At 61.9% G+C, this 18678-nt stretch carries 13 protein-coding genes; 10 read left to right on the plus strand and 3 right to left on the minus strand.

Going from position 1 to position 18678, the window contains the following annotated elements; translation table 11 throughout:
* Nucleotides 1–5: 5 nt before the first annotated feature.
* Together AB7813_RS23950 and AB7813_RS23955 are read right to left on the minus strand one after the other, a co-directional pair.
* Complete coding sequence (locus AB7813_RS23950; protein WP_441228556.1) at nt 6–1166, minus strand: ABC transporter substrate-binding protein; 1161 nt, start codon at nt 1164–1166, stop codon at nt 6–8.
* Between the two features lie 109 nt (nt 1167–1275).
* Entirely contained in the window at nt 1276–1707 is a 432-nt protein-coding gene (locus AB7813_RS23955; protein WP_120288325.1) for a nuclear transport factor 2 family protein, read from the minus strand.
* A 268-nt stretch (nt 1708–1975) separates the two neighbouring features.
* Between AB7813_RS23955 and AB7813_RS23960 the strand changes: the two genes are divergently transcribed.
* Both AB7813_RS23960 and AB7813_RS23965 read left to right on the plus strand, forming a co-directional pair.
* Complete coding sequence (locus AB7813_RS23960) at nt 1976–3211, plus strand: amidohydrolase family protein (RefSeq protein ID WP_184513306.1); 1236 nt, start codon at nt 1976–1978, stop codon at nt 3209–3211.
* Nucleotides 3212–3243: 32 nt separating this feature from the next.
* Nucleotides 3244–4428: an amidase gene (locus AB7813_RS23965; protein WP_184513307.1), complete on the plus strand. Its 1185-nt coding sequence runs from the start codon at nt 3244–3246 to the stop codon at nt 4426–4428.
* 94 nt (nt 4429–4522) lie between these two features.
* Here AB7813_RS23965 and AB7813_RS23970 read toward each other — a convergent pair whose 3' ends face one another.
* A complete protein-coding gene (locus tag AB7813_RS23970; protein ID WP_441228557.1) occupies nt 4523–6865 on the minus strand; it encodes a Tex family protein in 2343 nt (780 codons plus the stop codon).
* 239 nt (nt 6866–7104) lie between these two features.
* Between AB7813_RS23970 and AB7813_RS23975 the strand changes: the two genes are divergently transcribed.
* The 8 genes from AB7813_RS23975 (at nt 7105) to AB7813_RS24010 (ending at nt 18668) form a co-directional block, all read left to right on the plus strand.
* Nucleotides 7105–8358 carry an Hsp70 family protein gene (locus tag AB7813_RS23975; RefSeq protein ID WP_439057089.1) on the plus strand — a complete coding sequence of 418 codons (1254 nt, stop codon included), beginning with the start codon at nt 7105–7107 and terminating at the stop codon, nt 8356–8358.
* An 87-nt stretch (nt 8359–8445) separates the two neighbouring features.
* Nucleotides 8446–9027 (plus strand): TetR family transcriptional regulator C-terminal domain-containing protein, encoded by a 582-nt coding sequence (locus AB7813_RS23980; protein WP_441228558.1) that lies wholly within the window; start codon nt 8446–8448, stop codon nt 9025–9027.
* Between the two features lie 115 nt (nt 9028–9142).
* Complete coding sequence (locus AB7813_RS23985; protein ID WP_441228559.1) at nt 9143–10489, plus strand: MFS transporter; 1347 nt, start codon at nt 9143–9145, stop codon at nt 10487–10489.
* Between the two features lie 112 nt (nt 10490–10601).
* Nucleotides 10602–11708 carry an efflux RND transporter periplasmic adaptor subunit gene (locus AB7813_RS23990; protein WP_441228560.1) on the plus strand — a complete coding sequence of 369 codons (1107 nt, stop codon included), beginning with the start codon at nt 10602–10604 and terminating at the stop codon, nt 11706–11708.
* 27 nt (nt 11709–11735) lie between these two features.
* Entirely contained in the window at nt 11736–14876 is a 3141-nt protein-coding gene (locus AB7813_RS23995) for an efflux RND transporter permease subunit (protein WP_441228561.1), read from the plus strand.
* Nucleotides 14877–14895: 19 nt separating this feature from the next.
* A complete protein-coding gene (locus AB7813_RS24000; RefSeq protein ID WP_441228562.1) occupies nt 14896–15495 on the plus strand; it encodes a TetR/AcrR family transcriptional regulator in 600 nt (199 codons plus the stop codon).
* A 36-nt stretch (nt 15496–15531) separates the two neighbouring features.
* On the plus strand, nt 15532–16155 hold the full coding sequence (locus AB7813_RS24005; protein ID WP_439062100.1) for a flavin reductase family protein: 624 nt from the start codon (nt 15532–15534) through the stop codon (nt 16153–16155).
* Nucleotides 16156–16391: 236 nt separating this feature from the next.
* On the plus strand, nt 16392–18668 hold the full coding sequence (locus AB7813_RS24010) for an acyl-CoA dehydrogenase (RefSeq protein ID WP_441228563.1): 2277 nt from the start codon (nt 16392–16394) through the stop codon (nt 18666–18668).
* The last annotated feature ends 10 nt before the right edge of the window (nt 18669–18678 follow it).

Below are 18678 nucleotides of genomic sequence, written 5' to 3' on the forward strand. Positions count from 1 at the left end.
AAGTTTTAGAACCCGCTCTCTTTGATCGGTCCGGTGAATTCCGGGGTCTTGCCCTTGTTGCGATAGATGCCGAGCGTATGGGTGAGGTCGCCATTGGCATCGGCCCGGTAGGAGATCAGCATGCCCTTGAAGTCCTTGGTGGCGGCAAGGGCATCACGGATCGCCGGCTTGTCGCAGCCGACTTTCTCAATGATCGACTTCAGCATGAAGACCGAGTCGTAATAGGAGACGGTGAAGTTGTCGGCCGGCACTTTGTATTTGTCCTGCACGCGCTTTGCCCAATCCAGAATTTTCGGATCGGTCGAGGTTTGGGGGATCATCCCCCCGATCGCGTAGTTGCCGTCGGCTTCGGCTGCGGACAGATTGTTCAGGGTGGTCTGCGCGACAATGCTGGTATTGCCGATGGTGGTCAGCTTGATGCCGAGATCGCCCATCTGCTTCAGCACCAGGGTGATGTCGGAGGGACGACCGAACAGGATCAGGCTGTCGGCGCCCTTGTCCTTGATCTCCAGAAGCTGCGCGCTCATGTCCTTGTCGGACGGGGCATAAGAGGCTGTCGCGACCGGCGTGACATTGAGTTTGGCGAGTGCCGCCTGAATGCCCTTCGACGCGCCGAGGCCGTAATCGTCGGCAACGACGAGAATGCCGGGCTTGGTCTTCTTCAGTGACTTCACGAGATATTCTGGGATCAGCTCGGCGAGCTGGCCGTCATGGGCGTGGGTGCGGAACAGCCACTTCGAGCCCTGCGCGGTGACTTTCGCGTTGGTGGCGCCGACGATGAACGGGGTCTCGGATTTGTTGACGCTCTCGGTCTGTGCAAACACATGCGGCGAGATCATCGACGACATGATGACCAGCGGCTTGCTCTCGATGATGCGATTCATCGCATTCAGAGCGTCGGTCGACGAGGCGCCGGTGTCCTCGGTGGTGAGTGCGATCTTCTTGCCGGAAATGCCGCCGGCGGCGTTGATCTCGTCGACAGCGAATTCAGCGCCATTGCGGGCTTGGGTGCCGAGCAACGCAAGGTTACCAGTCAGCGGCGTGGTCAATCCGAACGGGATCGTCGCTGGGCAGGTCGCTGTATCGGCCTTGGCAGTGTTGGTGACACCGATCAGGCACAGCAGCGCCGCGCCTGTCATCATGGTCTTGGAGAATCCCTGCAACATCGACGTTCCCTGGTTACACTCAGCTTGCATTCTGTATGCAAACCGGGTGCCAGATCGTCGACATTTCAAGGTGCTGAATGCCGGCGGCGATCAAGCCGCCGTGTTTACGCTACGCTTCGATATCCATGCGTATGAGAATGCGCTCGGCGCTGTCGTTCCAGACATCCATCCTCACGATCTTGCCGTCCCGCACGACGAAGCGATCGACATAGCGATTGCCTTCGAACGGCGTGCCGTCATGCCATTCGCCATAGAGCGTTCCGGTATTGTAGACGATGGTCTCGCCATTCCCCGGCGATACGTCGGTGCGCTCCATCTTCTTCTTCACCCATTTGTAGCGCATCGCGTTGAACGCTGTGGCATCGCGCGGATGCTTGAACTTGCGACCGCCGGTGAAGGTGATCGCGACGTCGGCCGACATGAAGGTGCCGGCGGTTTCCGGGTCCGGCACCATGGAGGCGACGAGAAACCGCTCGACGAGGTCGGCAGCCTGGGCGGTTTCATCGGTGACGGGCGCAAGCGCGGTGGGGGATTGCGACATCGGGTTTCTCCTGCGGACAGATGCTGGCGCCATCATAGCAAAACCGGTGCCCGAATTGTATTCGGTAGATGCATCAGATCGTATACAATTCTTGTGTGGCGCGCCTCATTATTGGGCGTTCCTTGAAGCAAGATTTGAAGATATTGTCGTATTTTCAGATAGTTAATAAGATATTGAATCGCATGCGCCTTGGCACATGCATTGCTTGCCCGCCCATATGCTTTCGCTACGTCCCGCTCGGTGGCGTGGCCTCTTCAGGAGTCCTCCCATGACCTTCGATCTCATCCTGCGCAACGCGCGCATTGCCGACCGGCCTGATGGCCCGGTGGATATCGGCATTCGCGGCGGGCGGTTCGAGGCCATCGAGATCGGCCTGCCGCGCGGCGTGGCGCCGGATCAGGATGTCGGCGGCCGGCTGCTCGTGCCGGGCTTTGTGGAGACGCATATCCATCTCGACAAATCCTGTCTCCTCGGCCGCTGCAATTGCGCGAAGGGTACGCTTGCGGAGGTGATCAGCGAAGTCTCCCGGGCCAAACGCGACTTCACCGAAGAGGACGTCTATGCACGCGCATCGCTGACGCTGGAGAAAGCGATCAAGCACGGCACCAACCGCATGCGCACGCATGTGGAGGTCGATCCGCGTATCGGGTTGACCAGTTTCCGCGCGCTGAAGAAGTTGAAGCAGGATTACGCCTGGGCGATCGATCTGCAGCTCTGCGTGTTTCCGCAGGAGGGTCTGCTGGATGATCCCGGCTGCGAGGAGATCCTGTTGCAAGCGATGAAGGAAGGCGCCGATCTGATCGGCGGCGTGCCCTATATCGACAAGGATTCGAACGGCCAGATCGCGAAAATCTTCGGCATGGCGCAGGAGTTTGGCGTCGATATCGATTTCCACCTCGATTTCGATCTCGATCCAACGCGGTCGGACTACGAAGAGGTCTGCCGCATGACGGAGGCCACGGGCTGGGGCGGCCGCGTGGCCATCGGTCATGCCACAAAGCTGTCGGCGATGCCGCCAGCGGATTTCGAGGCGGCCGCGAAACGGCTCGCCGATGCCGGCGTCGCGGTCACGGTGTTGCCGGCGACCGACCTGTTCCTCACTGGCCGCGATTACGATCACAATGTGCCGCGCGGCGTCACCTCGGCGCACAAGCTCCGTGCGCTCGGCGTCAACGCCAATATCTCCACCAACAACGTGCTGAATCCGTTCACGCCGTTCGGCGATGTCTCGCTGATCCGCATGATCAATCTCTATGCCAATGTGATGCAGGTCGGCGCCATGGACGACCTTGCCGGATGTCTCGACCTAGTGACGTCCGCACCGGCGGCGCTGCTCAACCTGAAGCACTACGGCATTGCCGTCGGCAATCCCGCCGATCTCGTGGTGCTCGATTGCGAGACCAAGGCAGAGGCGGTATGCGAGATCGCGCAGCCGCTGTTCGGTTTCAAGAACGGCATCAGGACCTTCATCAGGCCGGCTGCGAGTCTGCTCAAGCCCCACTGAAGCGGGCGTCCTTTTGTCGTACGGAGACTTCGATGCCGATCAATGACACGCTCAACGCCTTTGTGGATCATGGCCACATCGAAGTGCAGACCACGACAGAGGGGCCTCTCGCGGGTCTCACCTTTGCGCTGAAGGATTTCTTCGATCTCGCCAATGTGCCGACCGGCGCCGGCAGCCCGGAATGGCTAGCGACACATCCGGTGCCAACAAAGTCGACGCCGATCGTGGATCGCTTGTTGAATGCCGGTGCGAAGCTCGTCGGCAAGACGCATACGGATGAACTGGCCTGGAGCCTCAACGGCGAGAACGCGCATTATGGCACGCCGATCAATCCCGCTGCGCCCGGCCGCATTCCCGGTGGCTCGTCCAGTGGTTCCGCTGCAGCGACCGCTGGTGCGCTGGTCGACTTCGCCATCGGCTCCGACACCGGCGGTTCGGTGCGTTTGCCCGCCAGCTATTGCGGCGTCTACGGCATTCGCACCACGCATGGTCGCATCCCGCTCGATGGTGCCGTGCCGCTGGCGCCGAGTTACGACACTGTCGGCTGGTTTGCGCGCACGCCCGAATTGATGGTCGAGATCGGCAAAGTGCTGCTCGACAAGGCGCGTGCCCCGCGCCGGATGAAGAAGGTTCTGATCGCAAGCGATCTGTTCGGCGCGGTCGATGAGAAGGTTCGCAACCTGCTGCAGCCGTCAGTCGATCGCATCAAGGCGCTGGTCGGCGCGAGTGAAGACGTGGATGTCGCAAGCGGTGCACTCAATGCCTGGCGCAATACGTTCCGTGTGGTCCAGTCGGAAGAAGCCTGGGCCGTGCAGGGTGAGTGGATCAAGGCGACCCAGCCGAAGCTCGGCCCCGGCGTGAAGGATCGCTTCGCGGCTGCGGCGGTTCTCGATCCCGCCGAGATCGCGGCTGCGCGGGCCATGCGAAAAGTCATCGTTGAACGCGTGCTGTCGCTGCTGCCGACCGATACGGTGTTGCTGCTGCCGACCGCGCCGGGCATTGCGCCGCTGCGCAACACACCGGATGCGACGCTCGACGTGTTCCGCGCCCGCGCGATCGAACTGCTCTGTGTGTCCGGCCATGCCGGCACGCCGCAGGTCTCACTGCCTGTCGCCAGGCTCGATGATTGCCCGATCGGGTTGTCGATCATGGGCGTGCGGGACTGCGATGAAGATATTCTGCAGTTGGCTGTGGAGTTGGGGAGGGCGCAGGCCTAACAGCCGTCATTGCGAGGAGCATTTGCGACGAAGCAATCCAGACTTCGCTTTTGGCTTCTGGATTGCTTCGCTTCGATCGCAATGACGGGGAGAGTTACTTCGCCTTCCCCGCGCCCTTCTCGGCCGCGCGGCGCAGTGCCTCTGCAAATGCACCACCGCCACTGCTCTCCTGCTTCGCCGGAGCACGCGATGTCATCTGGCGTTCGTTGAAGCGAGGGCCGCGATCGGCTTGCGGACGATCGGCCTTGGCGCCGACAGGATCATCCATGCGCAGCGTTAGCGCGATGCGCTTGCGAGCGACTTCGACTTCCAGCACCTTCACCTTGACGATGTCGCCTGACTTCACGACCTCGCGCGGATCCTTGATGAAGGTCTTGGACATCGCCGAGATGTGCACCAGACCATCCTGATGCACGCCGACATCGACGAAGGCGCCGAAGGCAGCGACGTTGGTCACAGTGCCTTCGAGCACCATGCCGGGCTTGAGATCGCTGAGCTTCTCGACACCTTCCATGAACACCGCAGCCTTGAAGGCAGGGCGGGGGTCGCGGCCGGGTTTTTCGAGTTCTTTCAGGATGTCGGTGACGGTCGGCAGGCCGAAGGTGTCGTCGACGAAGGTCTTCGGCTGCACCTTGCGCAGGATCTCGGCATTGCCGATCAGCGCCTTGATGTCGCTCTTGGTGGCCTCAAGAATCTTGCGCACCAGCGGATAGGCTTCCGGATGCACGCCGGACTTGTCGAGCGGATCCTCGCCGTCATTGATGCGCAGGAAGCCGGCACATTGTTCGAATGCCTTCGGGCCAAGCCGCGGCACTTCCTTGAGCGCCTTGCGTGACTTGAACGGGCCGTTGGCGTCGCGGTGCTGCACGATGCTCTGTGCCAATCCGGTTCCGATGCCCGACACGCGCGCCAGCAGCGGCGCCGATGCGGTATTCACATCGACGCCGACGCCGTTCACGCAGTCTTCCACGACGGCATCGAGCGACCGCGCCAGTTTGCTCTCGCCGAGGTCGTGCTGATACTGGCCGACGCCGATCGCCTTGGGATCGATCTTCACCAGTTCGGCCAGCGGATCCTGCAGGCGGCGGGCGATGGAAACCGCACCGCGCAGCGTCACGTCGAGCTCGGGCAGTTCTTCAGAAGCGAAGGCCGAGGCCGAATAGACCGAGGCGCCGGCTTCCGACACCACGATCTTCGACATCTTCAAATCCGGCAGCAGCTTCACCAGCTCCATCGCCAGCTTGTCGGTCTCGCGCGAGGCCGTCCCGTTGCCGATGGCGATCAGATCGACCTTGTGCTGGACGGCGAGCTTGCCGAGCATGGCGAGCGACGCATCCCACTGGCGCTGCGGCTCATGCGGATAGATCGTGGTCGTTGCTACCACCTTGCCGGTGGCGTCGATAATCGCGGTCTTCACACCCGAACGGAAACCGGGATCGAGACCCATGGTGACGCGCGCGCCGGCAGGCGCTGCGAGCAGGAGATCGCGCAAATTGGAGGCGAACACGCGGACGCCTTCTTCTTCGGCCGCAGTCCACAGCCGCATGCGCAGGTCGATGTTGAGATGCACCTGGATCTTGGTGCGCCAGGCCCAGCGCGTGGTTTCGGTCAGCCACTTGTCGCCGGGGCGGCCCTGATCGGAAACGCCGAAGCGGTTCATGATCTTCAGCTCATAGGAGCTGGGTGTCGTTGTCGGAGCAGGCGTGGCCGGCACCGGCTCGGGCTGCATCGCGAGATCGAGGATCTCTTCTTTCTCGCCGCGGAACAGCGCGAGAATGCGATGCGACGGCAGCTTGTGCAGCGGCTCGCTGAAGTCGAAATAATCCTTGAACTTCTCGCCTTCGGTCTTCTTGCCGGTGCGCACGGTCGAGGCCATCAGGCCGTTCGACCACATCTGCTCGCGCAGCGCGCCGATCAGATCGGCATCTTCGGCGAAGCGCTCGACAAGAATGGCGCGCGCGCCGTCGAGTGCAGCGGCGACATCGGCGACGTTCTTTTCGGCATTGACGAAGGCTTCGGCAACTTTCTTCGGATCGTTCTGCGGCTCGGTGAGCAGCAGTTCCGATAGCGGTTCAAGGCCGGCTTCCTTGGCGATCTCGGCCTTCGTGCGGCGCTTCGGTTTGAACGGCAGATAGATGTCCTCGAGACGGCCTTTGGTGTCGGCGGTCATGATCGCCGTTTCGAGCGCAGCGTCGAGCTTACCCTGTTCGCGCACCGATTCCAGAATCACGAGACGGCGTTCTTCGAGTTCGCGCAGATAGGTCAGGCGCTCTTCCAGCGTGCGCAGTTGCGCGTCATCGAGACCGCCGGTGATTTCCTTGCGGTAACGCGCCACGAACGGCACCGTCGCGCCGCCGTTGAGCAGTTCTACCGTCGCGGCGACTTGCTGTTCGCGCACGCCAAGTTCGTCTGCGATCTTCTGATTGATGTTTGCCACGCGTAGAGATTCCTTCGAAATTCCGTGGCGGGTCATACCGCCGTCGCAAACCGCTTATGGACCGATGCCGCACGATTCATCAACCCCGGCGGATGCAGTCGATTGTTCTGTGGATCGCGTTGTTTTGCTTCGAAAATTGCAGTGTTCGATGCGCTTCATGACAGTCCGGCTGTGCAAAAATATAATGCTAGATCGCGGCCTGCGAACTGTGTAGACGGACGTTCCTTTCGGGAGCGGCAATGTCGGTTTGTGGTCTGGATTTTGGGACGTCGAACACGACGCTCGGCACGGTCATCAATGATGTTCCGGTGCTGGCGGCGCTCGAAGACTATCATGTCACAATTCCGAGTGCGATCTTTTACAAGGCCGATACCGGCGCCTTCATCGGCCGCAAAGCGATCGAAGCCTATGTCGAGGGGGCGCCTGGCCGCCTGATGCGCAGCCTTAAATCCGTGCTTGGCACGTCGCTGATCGACGAGACGACGCGCGTCGGCCGCGAACGCGTCAGCTTCCGCAATGTCATCGCCTATTATCTCGGTGCGGTGAAGCGGCGCGCGGAACAGGCCACAGGGCTTGAACTCCGCCAAGTCGTCCATGGCCGTCCCGTCCATTTCGTCGATGACAATCCGGCGGGCGATGCCAAGGCCGAAGCTACGCTGCGCGCCATCGCGAAAGACGTCGGCTTCGAGGACGTCACGTTCCAGTTCGAGCCGATTGCCGCGGCGCTGGATTACGAGCGCCAGATCAATTCGGAGGAGATCGCGCTGATCGCCGATATCGGCGGCGGCACGTCGGATTTCTCCATCGTGCGCCTTTCGCCCGAGCGGCACCGTCTTGCCGATCGCAAGGACGACATTCTCGCCAATGACGGCGTGCGCATCGGCGGTACCGATTTCGACAGACATCTCAGCCTCGGCGTGATCATGCCGCTGCTCGGCTATCGCTCGGCAATGAAGCGCGCGGGGCTCGATGTGCCGTCAGGCTATTTCCACGATCTGGCGACCTGGTCGAGCATCAACCGGATGTACGATTCCAAGGTCATGAATGAGGTGAAACAGGTGCGCTATGAGGCACAGCAGCCGGAGCTGCTGGACCGTCTCGTGCGCGTACTGGACGAGCAGCGCGGCCACACACTGGCCATGGAAGTCGAGGGCGCCAAGATTGGCCTGTCCGACAAGCCGAAATCGAGCATCGCGCTGGACTGGATCGAGCCTGGCCTTGCGGCCGGCGTCGCCCGCAAGGAACTCGTCAGCCATACCCAATTGCTTGCCGATCGGATCACCGCTCGGATCAAGATCTGCCTGAACCAGGCCGGATTGAAGCCCGAAGCGATCGATGCGGTGTTCCTGACCGGCGGTTCGGTGCAGCTCGCCCATGTCCGCAAGGCGATCACGGCGGCCCTGCCGGCCGCCCGCGCCATCGATGGCGACACGTTCGGGGCCGTCGGCAAGGGTCTGACTGTCGAGGCGGCCCGACGCTACGGGCAGGGTTAGACGCCGAGGGCCGGACAAGGCCCGAACGCCTTGTGGCTATGCGTGGCCGTCGCTTGATCCGGCGCCCGGTGCAACCATATTAAGCCCATGGCGAAGCTCTCGAATCGCGACAGGATTCTCACCGCAGGCCTCGCGGTCGTGCATGCGCGCGGCTATGCGGGGGCCAGTGTTCGCGACATCGTGCATGCCGCCGGCGTGCCGCAGGGCACCTTCACCAACCACTTTACCTCCAAGGAAGAATTCGGCCTCGAGATCATCGATCTCTATTTCGCGAAGGGCCGCGAGCTGATGGCGCAGACGCTGCGCAATGAAGGCCTGTCGCCACTGGCGCGGTTGCGCGCCTATATCGATGCCAACGTGGCCCGGCTCACCGAAGACCAGATGTGCAATGGCTGCCTGTTCGGCAACTTCACGGCAGAAGCCAGCGACCACAGCGACCTCATTCGCGACCGGCTGCTGACGATCTTCGCCGATGTTCAGCGGAGTATTGCTGAATGCCTGACCTCCGCGGTGAAAGCCGGCGAGCTGCCGGCCGACTTCAAATGCGCGGAGGTTGCGGGTTTCATCGTCTCCTCGCTGCAGGGCGCCAACCTGCTGTCGAAAGCCGAACGCAGCCCGGCACCGATTGAGCGCTTCGCGCAGGTGCTGTTCACGCAGGTGCTGCGCTGAGCTGATTGCTGCTCTGCACAGACATTGCCGCTCCCCGGGTCTTTCGCTAAACCGTGCGACATGACAGCGCGGCCCGCAGAGGCCGTCGCCGACAACAAGCGACCGGGAGTGAACCATGAGCCAGACCGCCGTCGGCGCGCGCGCCACGCGCAGCGCGAAATCCGACATCGAAGCCTCAACCATCCGCGCCATTTCCTGGCGGCTGATCCCGTTTCTGGTGCTGGCTTATTTCCTGGCCTATCTCGACCGCGTCAATCTTGGCTTCGCCGCGCTCACCATGAATGCCGAGCTGAATTTCTCGCCCACCGTTTTTGCGTGGGGCGCCGGCATCTTCTTCATCGGCTATTTCATTTTTGAAGTTCCCAGCAATATCGCGCTGGAGAAATTCGGCGCCAGCCGCTGGATCGCGCGCATTATGGTGAGCTGGGGCATCATCTCCGCGCTGATGGCGATCGTCAGTGGCCCGTGGAGCTTCTACACGCTGCGCTTTCTGCTCGGTGTCGCTGAGGCCGGCTTCTTCCCCGGCATTATCCTCTATCTCACTTACTGGTTTCCGGCAGAATATCGCGCGCGTTTCCTCGCCGCCTTCGCGATCGCGGTGCCCGTATCCACGGTGATTGGCGCGCCGATCTCCGGCATGCTGCTGGGGCTCGACGGTGTCATGGGCCTGAAGGGCTGGCAGTGGTTGTTCATCATCGAAGGCATTCCTTCGGTCATTCTCGGCGTCGTCACCTGGTTCTATCTCACCGACAAGCCTGAAAAGGCCGAATGGCTGACGCCCGACCAGAAGATGTGGCTGTCCGACAAGCTTGAAGGCGAGCGCCTTGCCAAGGAGAGCGCCCATGGCATGACGCTGGGGCAGGCGCTGTCGTCGCCGAAGGTGCTGATGCTGAGCGTGGTCTATTTCGGCTTTGTCGGCGCGCTTTATGGCATGCAGTTCTGGCTGCCGCAGATCGTGAAGGCGTTCGGCTTCACCAACCTGCAGACCGGTTTCGTCACCGCGATCCCCTATCTGTTCGGCTCCATTGCCATGGTGCTGTGGGCGCAGCATTCCGACAAGACCCGCGAACGCGTCTGGCATGTCGGCCTGCCGCTGCTGCTGACCGCCGTGGCGCTCGCGCTGTCCGGCATCTCCACCAATCCGACCCTGACCATGGTCGCGCTGACGGTCGCTGCGATCGGCGTGTTCTGCACCTTCGCACTGTTCTGGACGCTGCCGACGGCGTGGCTGAGCGGCACGGCGGCGGCCGGCGCCATCGCGTTGATCAATTCGATCGGCAATCTTGCGGGCTTCGGCGGTCCCTATCTGATCGGCTGGGTCAAGGAATTGACCGGCAGCACCTCGACCGGGCTTCTGGTCCTGGCGGCCATGCCGCTGGTAGCCGGAATCCTTGTGCTGGTCGGCAATCACGGGACAGCAACGGAGTTCGCAGCTACCGGCAAACCGGCACGGGTGAAATAAGGCCGTGATGCGGTGCGGCAATCTGGCGAAATCGTGATCACTGACGAATATTGACATTCGTCAGTGATCACGCCTAAGTTCCCTTCGAACATTCATTCGAAGGACGCTCGTGATGCCCGGCCACACCAAAGTCAGCGCTTCCCGCAAGCCATTCGCCGCTGCGCTCCTGCTGATCCCGGCCCTTGCTCTGGCCGGCTGCGGCAAGAAAACCGAGGCTGAGGCCAAGCCAACCCGCCCCGTGCTGGTCGCGACTGTGCATTACGAGCCGGAATCGCCGCAGCGCAGCTTCGTCGGCACCATCCGCCCGCGGATCGAGACCGATATGGGCTTCCGGGTGACCGGCAAGGTCGCCAAGCGCCTTGTTGAGGTCGGGCAGAACGTCGAGATCGGCCAGCCGCTGGCTACGCTCGATGAGGTCGATCTGAAGCTGCAGGCCGAGCAGGCGGTCGCCGAACTCAACGCATCCACGGGCGTGCTGGCCAATGCCACTGCAGCCGAGGGCCGCGCCACCGAATTGCGCGCCAAGGGCTGGTCCACCCAGGCACAGCTCGATCAGGCCAAAGCCACGGGCGACGAAGCCCGGGCGCGTCTCAATCGCGCCGAACGCTCGGTCGAACTCACCAAGAACAGCCTCTCTTATGCGACGCTGATCGCCGACACCCGCGGCGTTGTCACCGCGACGCTGATCGATGCCGGTCAGGTCGTCGCCGCAGGGCAAGCCGCCATCCGTGTCGCGCGTTTCGGCGAGAAGGAGGCGGTGGTTTCCATTCCGGAAACGCTGGTTGGCCGCGCCAAGGAAGGCAAAGCCAGTGTGACGCTGTGGTCCGAGCCCGGCAAGCAATATGCCGCCAAGCTGCGTGAACTGGCGCCCAATGCCGACACCGCGACGCGCACTTATCTCGCCAAGTTCTCGCTGCCCGAGGCCGACGACAAGGTGTCGCTCGGCATGACGGCGACGCTGACGCTCTCCGATCCCGCCACCGAACGCGTTGCGCGCGTACCGCTCTCGGCGCTGTTCAGCCAGGGCAACAACCCTTCGCTCTATGTTGTGAGCGCATCGGGCGACGTCGCGCTGCAGCCGGTCAAGGTGAAGTCCTATGAGAGCAACGACGTCATCATCTCAGGTGGCGTCGATGAAGGTGCCAAGATCGTGACGCTGGGCGTGCAGAAGCTCGACCCGGCGCTGAAGGTTCACGTCGTCTCCGCATTGTCGTTTTAAGACGCTCGCATTCAAAGGACGAAGCCGATGCATCGCTTCAACCTCTCCGCCTGGGCCGTCGCTCATCCCGCGCTGATCCTGTTTTTGATCATCGCGCTCGGCGTCGGCGGCTTCTTCTCATACGAGAAGCTGGGCCGTGCCGAAGATCCGTCCTTCACGGTGAAAGTCGTCAACGTCACGGCAATCTGGCCGGGCGCGACCGCCAAGGAAATGCAGGAGCAGGTTGCAGATCCCATCGAGAAAAAGATGCAGGAGCTGCCTTACTTCGACAAGGTGCAGACCTATTCGAAGCCGAACTTCACGGCGCTGCAGGTCACGTTCAAGGACAATGCGCCGGCCAAGGACGTGCCGTTCCTGTTCTATCTGCTGCGCAAGAAGCTCGCGGACGTGCAGGGCAGTCTGCCCGCCAATCTGGTCGGGCCGACGGTCAATGACGAGTTCAGCGACGTCGATTCCATTCTCTATATGATGACCGGCGACGGTGCCGACTTCAAACAGTTGAAAGTGGTCGCCGAAGGCCTGCGCCAGCGCCTGCTGAAGGTGAAAGGCGTCACCAAGGTCAATCTCTACGGTACGCAGGACGAGCGCATTTTCGTCGAATTTTCTCACGCCAAGCTGGCGACGCTCGGCATCACGCCGCAGACGCTGTTCGATTCTCTCGCCAAGCAGAACGCGATCCAGCCGGCCGGTACGGTGGAAACCTCGTCGCAGCGCGTACCGCTGCGCGTCACCGGTGCGCTCGACGGCGTGAAGACGGTGGCGGAGACGCCCGTCGAGAGCAACGGGCGCACGTTCCGCCTCGGCGATATCGCGACGGTCAGCCATGGCTTCGTCGATCCGCCGGATTTCAAGGTCCGGCAGAAGGGTCAATACGCGCTCGGCATCGGCGTGGTCACGGCCAACGGCGCCAACATTCTTGAACTCGGCAAGGACGTCGAAAAGGCCAAGAACGAGTTCATGGTCGCCGTCCCGCAGGGCGTCAATGTCGAGCAGATCGCCGATCAGCCGCTGGTGGTCGAACATGCCGTTGGGGAATTCACGCACTCGTTCATCGAGGCGTTGGGCATCGTGCTGTTCGTCAGCTTCCTGGCACTCGGCTGGCGCACCGGCATTGTGGTGGCGCTCTCGGTGCCGCTGGTGCTCGGTATCGTCTTCATGGTCATGAATGCGATGGGTATGGACCTGCACCGTATTACGCTAGGTGCGTTGATTATCGCGCTCGGCCTACTGGTCGATGACGCCATTATCGCAGTCGAGATGATGGTGGTGAAGATGGAGCAGGGCTGGGACCGCGTGCGCGCGGCCTCCTTCGCCTGGGAGTCCACGGCATTCCCGATGCTCACCGGTACGCTCATTACAGCGGTCGGCTTCCTGCCGATCGGCTTTGCGAATTCCGCAGTGGGCGAATATGCCGGCGGCATTTTCTGGGTTGTGGCGATATCGTTGATCGCCTCGTGGTTCGTCGCGGTGATCTTCACACCCTATATCGGCGTCAAGCTGCTGCCGAACTTTGCTGCCCACGGAAAGGCCAATCACGATCCGCATGCGGTCTATGAGACGCGCATCTATCGTGGGTTGCGCAGCGTCGTGCAGTGGTGCGTCACGCACCGCATCAAGGTGGTGGCTGCCACCGTCGGTATCTTCATCGCTGCCATCGTCGGTTTCGGCCATGTCCAGCAGCAGTTCTTCCCGTTGTCGGAACGTCCCGAACTGTTCCTGCAGCTGCGCCTGCCGGAAGGCACGGCCTTTGGCGTTACCGAAAAGGCGGTCAAGGACGCCGAGAAGCTGCTCAAGGACGACAAGGACATCGCCACCTATACGGCCTATGTCGGCCGCGGCTCGCCGCGCTTCTGGCTCGGCCTCAATCCGCAGCTCCCGAATGAGGCCTTCGCCGAGATCGTGATCGTGTCCAAGGATGTCGAGGCACGCGAGCGCATCAAGTCCAAGATCGAGAAGGCCGTCGCCGATGGCCAGCTGCCGGAAGCACGCGTGCGCGTCGATCGCTTCAATTTCGGTCCGCCGGTCGGTTTCCCCGTCCAGTTCCGCGTCATCGGGCCGGATACCGCGACCGTGCGGGATATAGCCTACAGGGTGCGCGAAGTAATGCGCGCTAACAAAAATATGGTCGATCCGCAGCTCGACTGGAACGAACAGACGCCTTCCCTCAGGCTGGTGGTCGACCAGGATCGCGCCCGCGCCCTCGGCCTGACGCCGCAGGAGTTGTCACAATCCCTGGCGATGCTGATCTCCGGCGCGTCGGTCACGAACGTGCGTGACGGTATCGAGAAAGTGGGTGTCGTTGCCCGGGCCGTGCCGTCGGAACGCCTCGATCTCGGCCGTGTGGGCGATCTCACCATCATCTCGCGCAACGGCGTTCCGGTGCCGCTGTCGCAGGTGGCGAAGATCGAATACGCCCATGAGGAGCCGATCCTCTGGCGCCGTAACCGCGACATGGCGATCACCGTGCGCGGCGACGTCGTCGATGGCGTGCAGCCCCCGGATGTCACCAACCAGATCTGGCCGCAGTTGCAGCAGATCCGCGACAGCCTGCAGCCGGCCTATCGCATTGAGATCGGCGGCGCGGTGGAAGAATCCAGCAAGGGCAATGCCTCGATCGCCGTGCTGTTTCCGCTGATGATGATCATCATGCTGACGCTGCTGATGGTGCAGTTGCAGAGCTTCTCGCGCCTGATCCTGGTGTTCCTGACGGCGCCGCTCGGCATCGTCGGCGCCTCGTTGGCGCTGAACGTCGCCAACAAGCCGTTCGGCTTCGTGGCACTGCTAGGCCTGATCGCGCTGGCGGGTATGATCATGCGCAACGCCGTTATTCTGGTGGATCAGATCGAAACCGACGTGCGGCACGGCCTGACCCGCCGCGAAGCCATCGTCGAGGCGACCGTGCGCCGTGCGCGTCCGGTCATCTTGACGGCGCTGGCGGCCATTTTGGCGATGATCCCGCTGTCGCGCTCGGCCTTCTGGGGGCCGATGGCGGTCACTATCATGGGTGGATTGTTTGTGGCGACGTTCTTGACGTTGTTGTATCTCCCGGGTCTCTATGCCCTATGGTTTCGCAAGAGTCTGGATGAACGCGGATCGGGTGAGGATGTGGATCATCACGCACCGCGCCATCACGACAAGCAACAGGCCTTTCCGCTTGCTGCCGAATAACTGAAGACTGCACTCCGAGATGACTCTGATTTCTGAACACGTCGAAGCCGATATGCGGGGCCGCATCGTTGTGGTCGCGGAAAAGCTGTTTCGTGAAATCGGCTACCAGAAGACCACCGTGGCTGATATCGCCAAGGTGCTCCGGATGAGCCCGGCGAACGTCTATCGCTTCTTCGATTCGAAGAAGTCGATCATCTCGGCCGTGGCGCAGCGGTTGATGGGGGAAGTTGAAGAGGCCGCTGGAGCGATTGCTGAAAATCCGCAGCCGGCCGCCGCGCGGCTCCGCGAACTGCTGACGTCGATCCATGAGATGAATGCCGAACGTTATGTCGGCGATGCCAAGCTGCATGAGATGGTCGCCATCGCCATGGAAGAGAGTTGGGATGTCTGCACTGCTCATATGGAGCGTATCACCGTTACCATCGGCGGTGTCATCGCGGACGGTGCTGCCAAGGGTGAGTTTCAGGCTCCGGACGTCGAATTGGCAGCCATGTGCGCCTGCACCGCCATGATGCGCTTCTTTCACCCGCAGATGATCGCGCAATGTGCGACGAAACCTGGCCCGACCCTGGACCAGATGATCGACTTCGTTCTTGCCGGGTTGGCCCCGCGGGGCTAGACGATCTCTCTGACGTCAATTCAGGGGATCTTCCGCGTGACCGCATTCGATCTGCATTCTTACGAGCCCGTCAACGGCCACGGCCTCAAGCACGATCCCTTCAATGCCATCATCGGTCCGCGTCCGATCGGGTGGGTCTCCTCCCGGGATGCCAATGGCCACGTTAATCTGGCGCCATACAGCTTCTTCAACGCCTTCAACTACACGCCGCCGCTGATCGGCTTTTCCAGCATCGGGATCAAGGACTCCGCCCGCAACATGCAGGCGACGAAGGAATTCGTTTGGAATTTGGCCACCATGGATCTGGCCAAGCAGATGAACGCCACGGCGGCGCATGTCGGCCCGGAAGTCGATGAATTCGAGATCGCCGGCCTGACGCCGGTGCCGAGCAAGCTGGTGAACGTACCTCGTGTCGGCGAGAGCCGGGTCGCTTTCGAATGCAAGGTGACTCAGATCATCGAACTCAAGGGCGCGAACGGTGCCTCGGCCAACGCCTTCCTCACCATGGGTGAGGTCGTCGCCGTGCATATCGACAAGACCCTGATTGTGGACGGCGTCTATCAGACTGCATTGGCTGGCCCGATCCTGCGCGCCGGCCGCCGCGGCGACTATTTCCACATCAAGCAGGACGCCATGTTCGAGATGAACCGGCCGGACTGAGGCCGGCTATTCTTCCGGCATTTCGGTCGCGCGACCACTGGTCACGCGGCGGGAAATCGCCTTTCGGGAACCGTTGCGGTATCCTGTCGTTAATGATGGCTCGATGCTGTCAAATTTCGCTTGAATTTCAATGCGAAAGCTAAGGTGACACCGACACCGTCCCGCTAAGAGCGTCTGCCTTTTGGCGCCCGTGGTCCGCCCGGACTGCTGGTCGTCTCGATTGAGAGGAAGCCTCCATGAGCTCGTCCAGCTTGCGCCGTGATTATCTCACCAAGCCGATCTTTGGCTGGGCCAAGGGCGTGCTACCGAAAATGTCGGATACCGAGCGCGAGGCGCTGGAAGCCGGCGACGTCTGGTGGGATGCGGATCTGTTCACCGGCAATCCGAACTGGGCCAAGCTGCTCGCCGTCAAGCCGGCCACACTGACGGACGAAGAACAGGCCTTCATGACCGGGCCGGTGGATCGCCTCTGCGAGATGATCGACGACTGGAAGATCAATTGGGAATTGCGCGATCTGCCGCCGGACGTCTGGGAGTTCATCAAGCGCGAAAAGTTCTTCGGCATGATCATTCCGAAGGAATTCGGAGGTCTCGGCTTCTCGCCTTATGCGCATTCGGAAGTGGTGCGCAAGATTTCGTCGCGGTCGGTGGTCGCCGCCGTCACCGTGATGGTGCCCAACTCGCTCGGCCCCGGCGAACTGCTGATGAAGTTCGGCACCGACGCGCAGCGCCAGCGCTGGCTGCCGCGCCTTGCCGATGGACGCGACATTCCCTGTTTCGGCCTCACCAGCCCGGAAGCGGGCTCGGACGCGGCCTCGATGATCGACAGCGGCATCATCTGCAAGGGCACGTTCGAAGGCCAGGAGGTTCTGGGCCTGCGCCTCAACTGGCACAAGCGCTACATCACGCTCGGCCCGGTCGCGACGCTGATCGGTCTCGCCTTCAAGGCCTATGACCCCGATCACCTCGTGGGCTCACAGGATGAGCTTGGCATCACAGTTGCGCTGATCCCGCATGATCTTCCGGGCGTCGAGATCGGCCAGCGCCATCTACCGTCGATGCAGGTGTTCCAGAACGGCCCGAACTGGGGCCGCGACGTTTTCATCCCGCTCGACTACATCATCGGCGGTCAGGAGCGGCTTGGTCAGGGTTGGAAGATGCTGATGTCGGCGCTCGCCGCCGGCCGTGGCATCTCATTGCCGTCCCTGTCTGCGGCCGGTGCCGCCTATGCCGCGCGCACCACTGGTGCCTATGCCCGCATCCGCGAACAGTTCAACATTTCGATCAGCAAGTTCGAAGGCATCGAGGAGCCGCTCGCCCGCATCGCCGGCACGGCCTATCTGCTCGATGCCGCACGGCGCCTGACCTCGGCGGCGCTCAATCAAGGCCATCGTCCCGCGGTTATCTCCGGCATCATGAAGCTGCATGCCACCGAGCGTATGCGCCTGGCCATCGATGATGCCATGGACATCCATGGCGGCAAGGCCGTCATCGACGGCCCGCAGAACTATATGGGCAATCTCTATCGCGCGGTGCCGGTGGGCATCACGGTTGAGGGCGCCAACATCCTGACGCGTAATCTCATTGTGTTCGGGCAGGGCGCCATCCGCGCGCATCCTTATCTGCTGCAGGAAATGAATGCGCTCGGCGATTCCGACAAGGCGAAGGGCTTAGAGGCCTTCGACACCGCGTTCTGGAAACATATCGGCCACAGCGTCACCACGCTGTTCCGCGCTTGGGGCCGCTGCTGGACCGGTGGCGTATTCGCGCCTGCGCCGGATGCTGGCGATGCTACACAGTTCTATCGCCAGCTCTCGCGTTATTCCTCGGCCTTCGCATTGTCCGCGGACATGGCGTTGCTGACGCTCGGCGGAGCGTTGAAGCGCAAGGAAATGCTGTCGGCGCGGTTCGGCGATATTCTCTCCGAGCTTTATCTGCTCTCGGCTGCGCTGAAGCGCTGGGAGGACGAAGGCCGCCAGCAGGACGACCTGCCGGCACTTGAATGGTGTATGGCGTCCGGCTTCAAGACCATCGAGAACCGCTTTGCGGAGATTCTGGCCAACCTGCCGAACCGCTTTGTCGCCGGCATCCTCAAATTCATCGTGCAGCCATATGGTGCATCGGTGCTCGGGCCTTCGGACCGCGTGGTGCATCGCTGCGCGCAGATGATCCTGGAGCCGTCGGCGACGCGCGATCGCCTGACGCCGGATCTGTCGCATGTGGATGATGACCGCGGTCTCGCGCGGCTTGAGAAGGCGTTCAAACTGGTGACATCGAGTGACGATATTGCCAAGCGCATTCGGACGGCGAAGCTCAAGAACTGGAAGGATGCAGTGACACAGGGCGTCATCACTCAAGCCGAGGGCGAAAAGCTCGCCGCTGCGCAGGAAGCCGTCAAGCTGGTGATCGAGGTCGATCACTTCGCGCCGGAAGAGCTGTCGCCCGGCTATAAGAAGTCCGATAACGTGCACCAGTTCTTCCAGGAACTTGGTGAGCAGCGGGCAGCAAGCTGATGGCAAGACT

Origin of the sequence: Tardiphaga sp. 20_F10_N6_6, from assembly GCF_052076045.1 — a bacterium.
In the GTDB taxonomy this organism is placed as follows: Bacteria; Pseudomonadota; Alphaproteobacteria; order Rhizobiales; family Xanthobacteraceae; genus Tardiphaga; species Tardiphaga robiniae.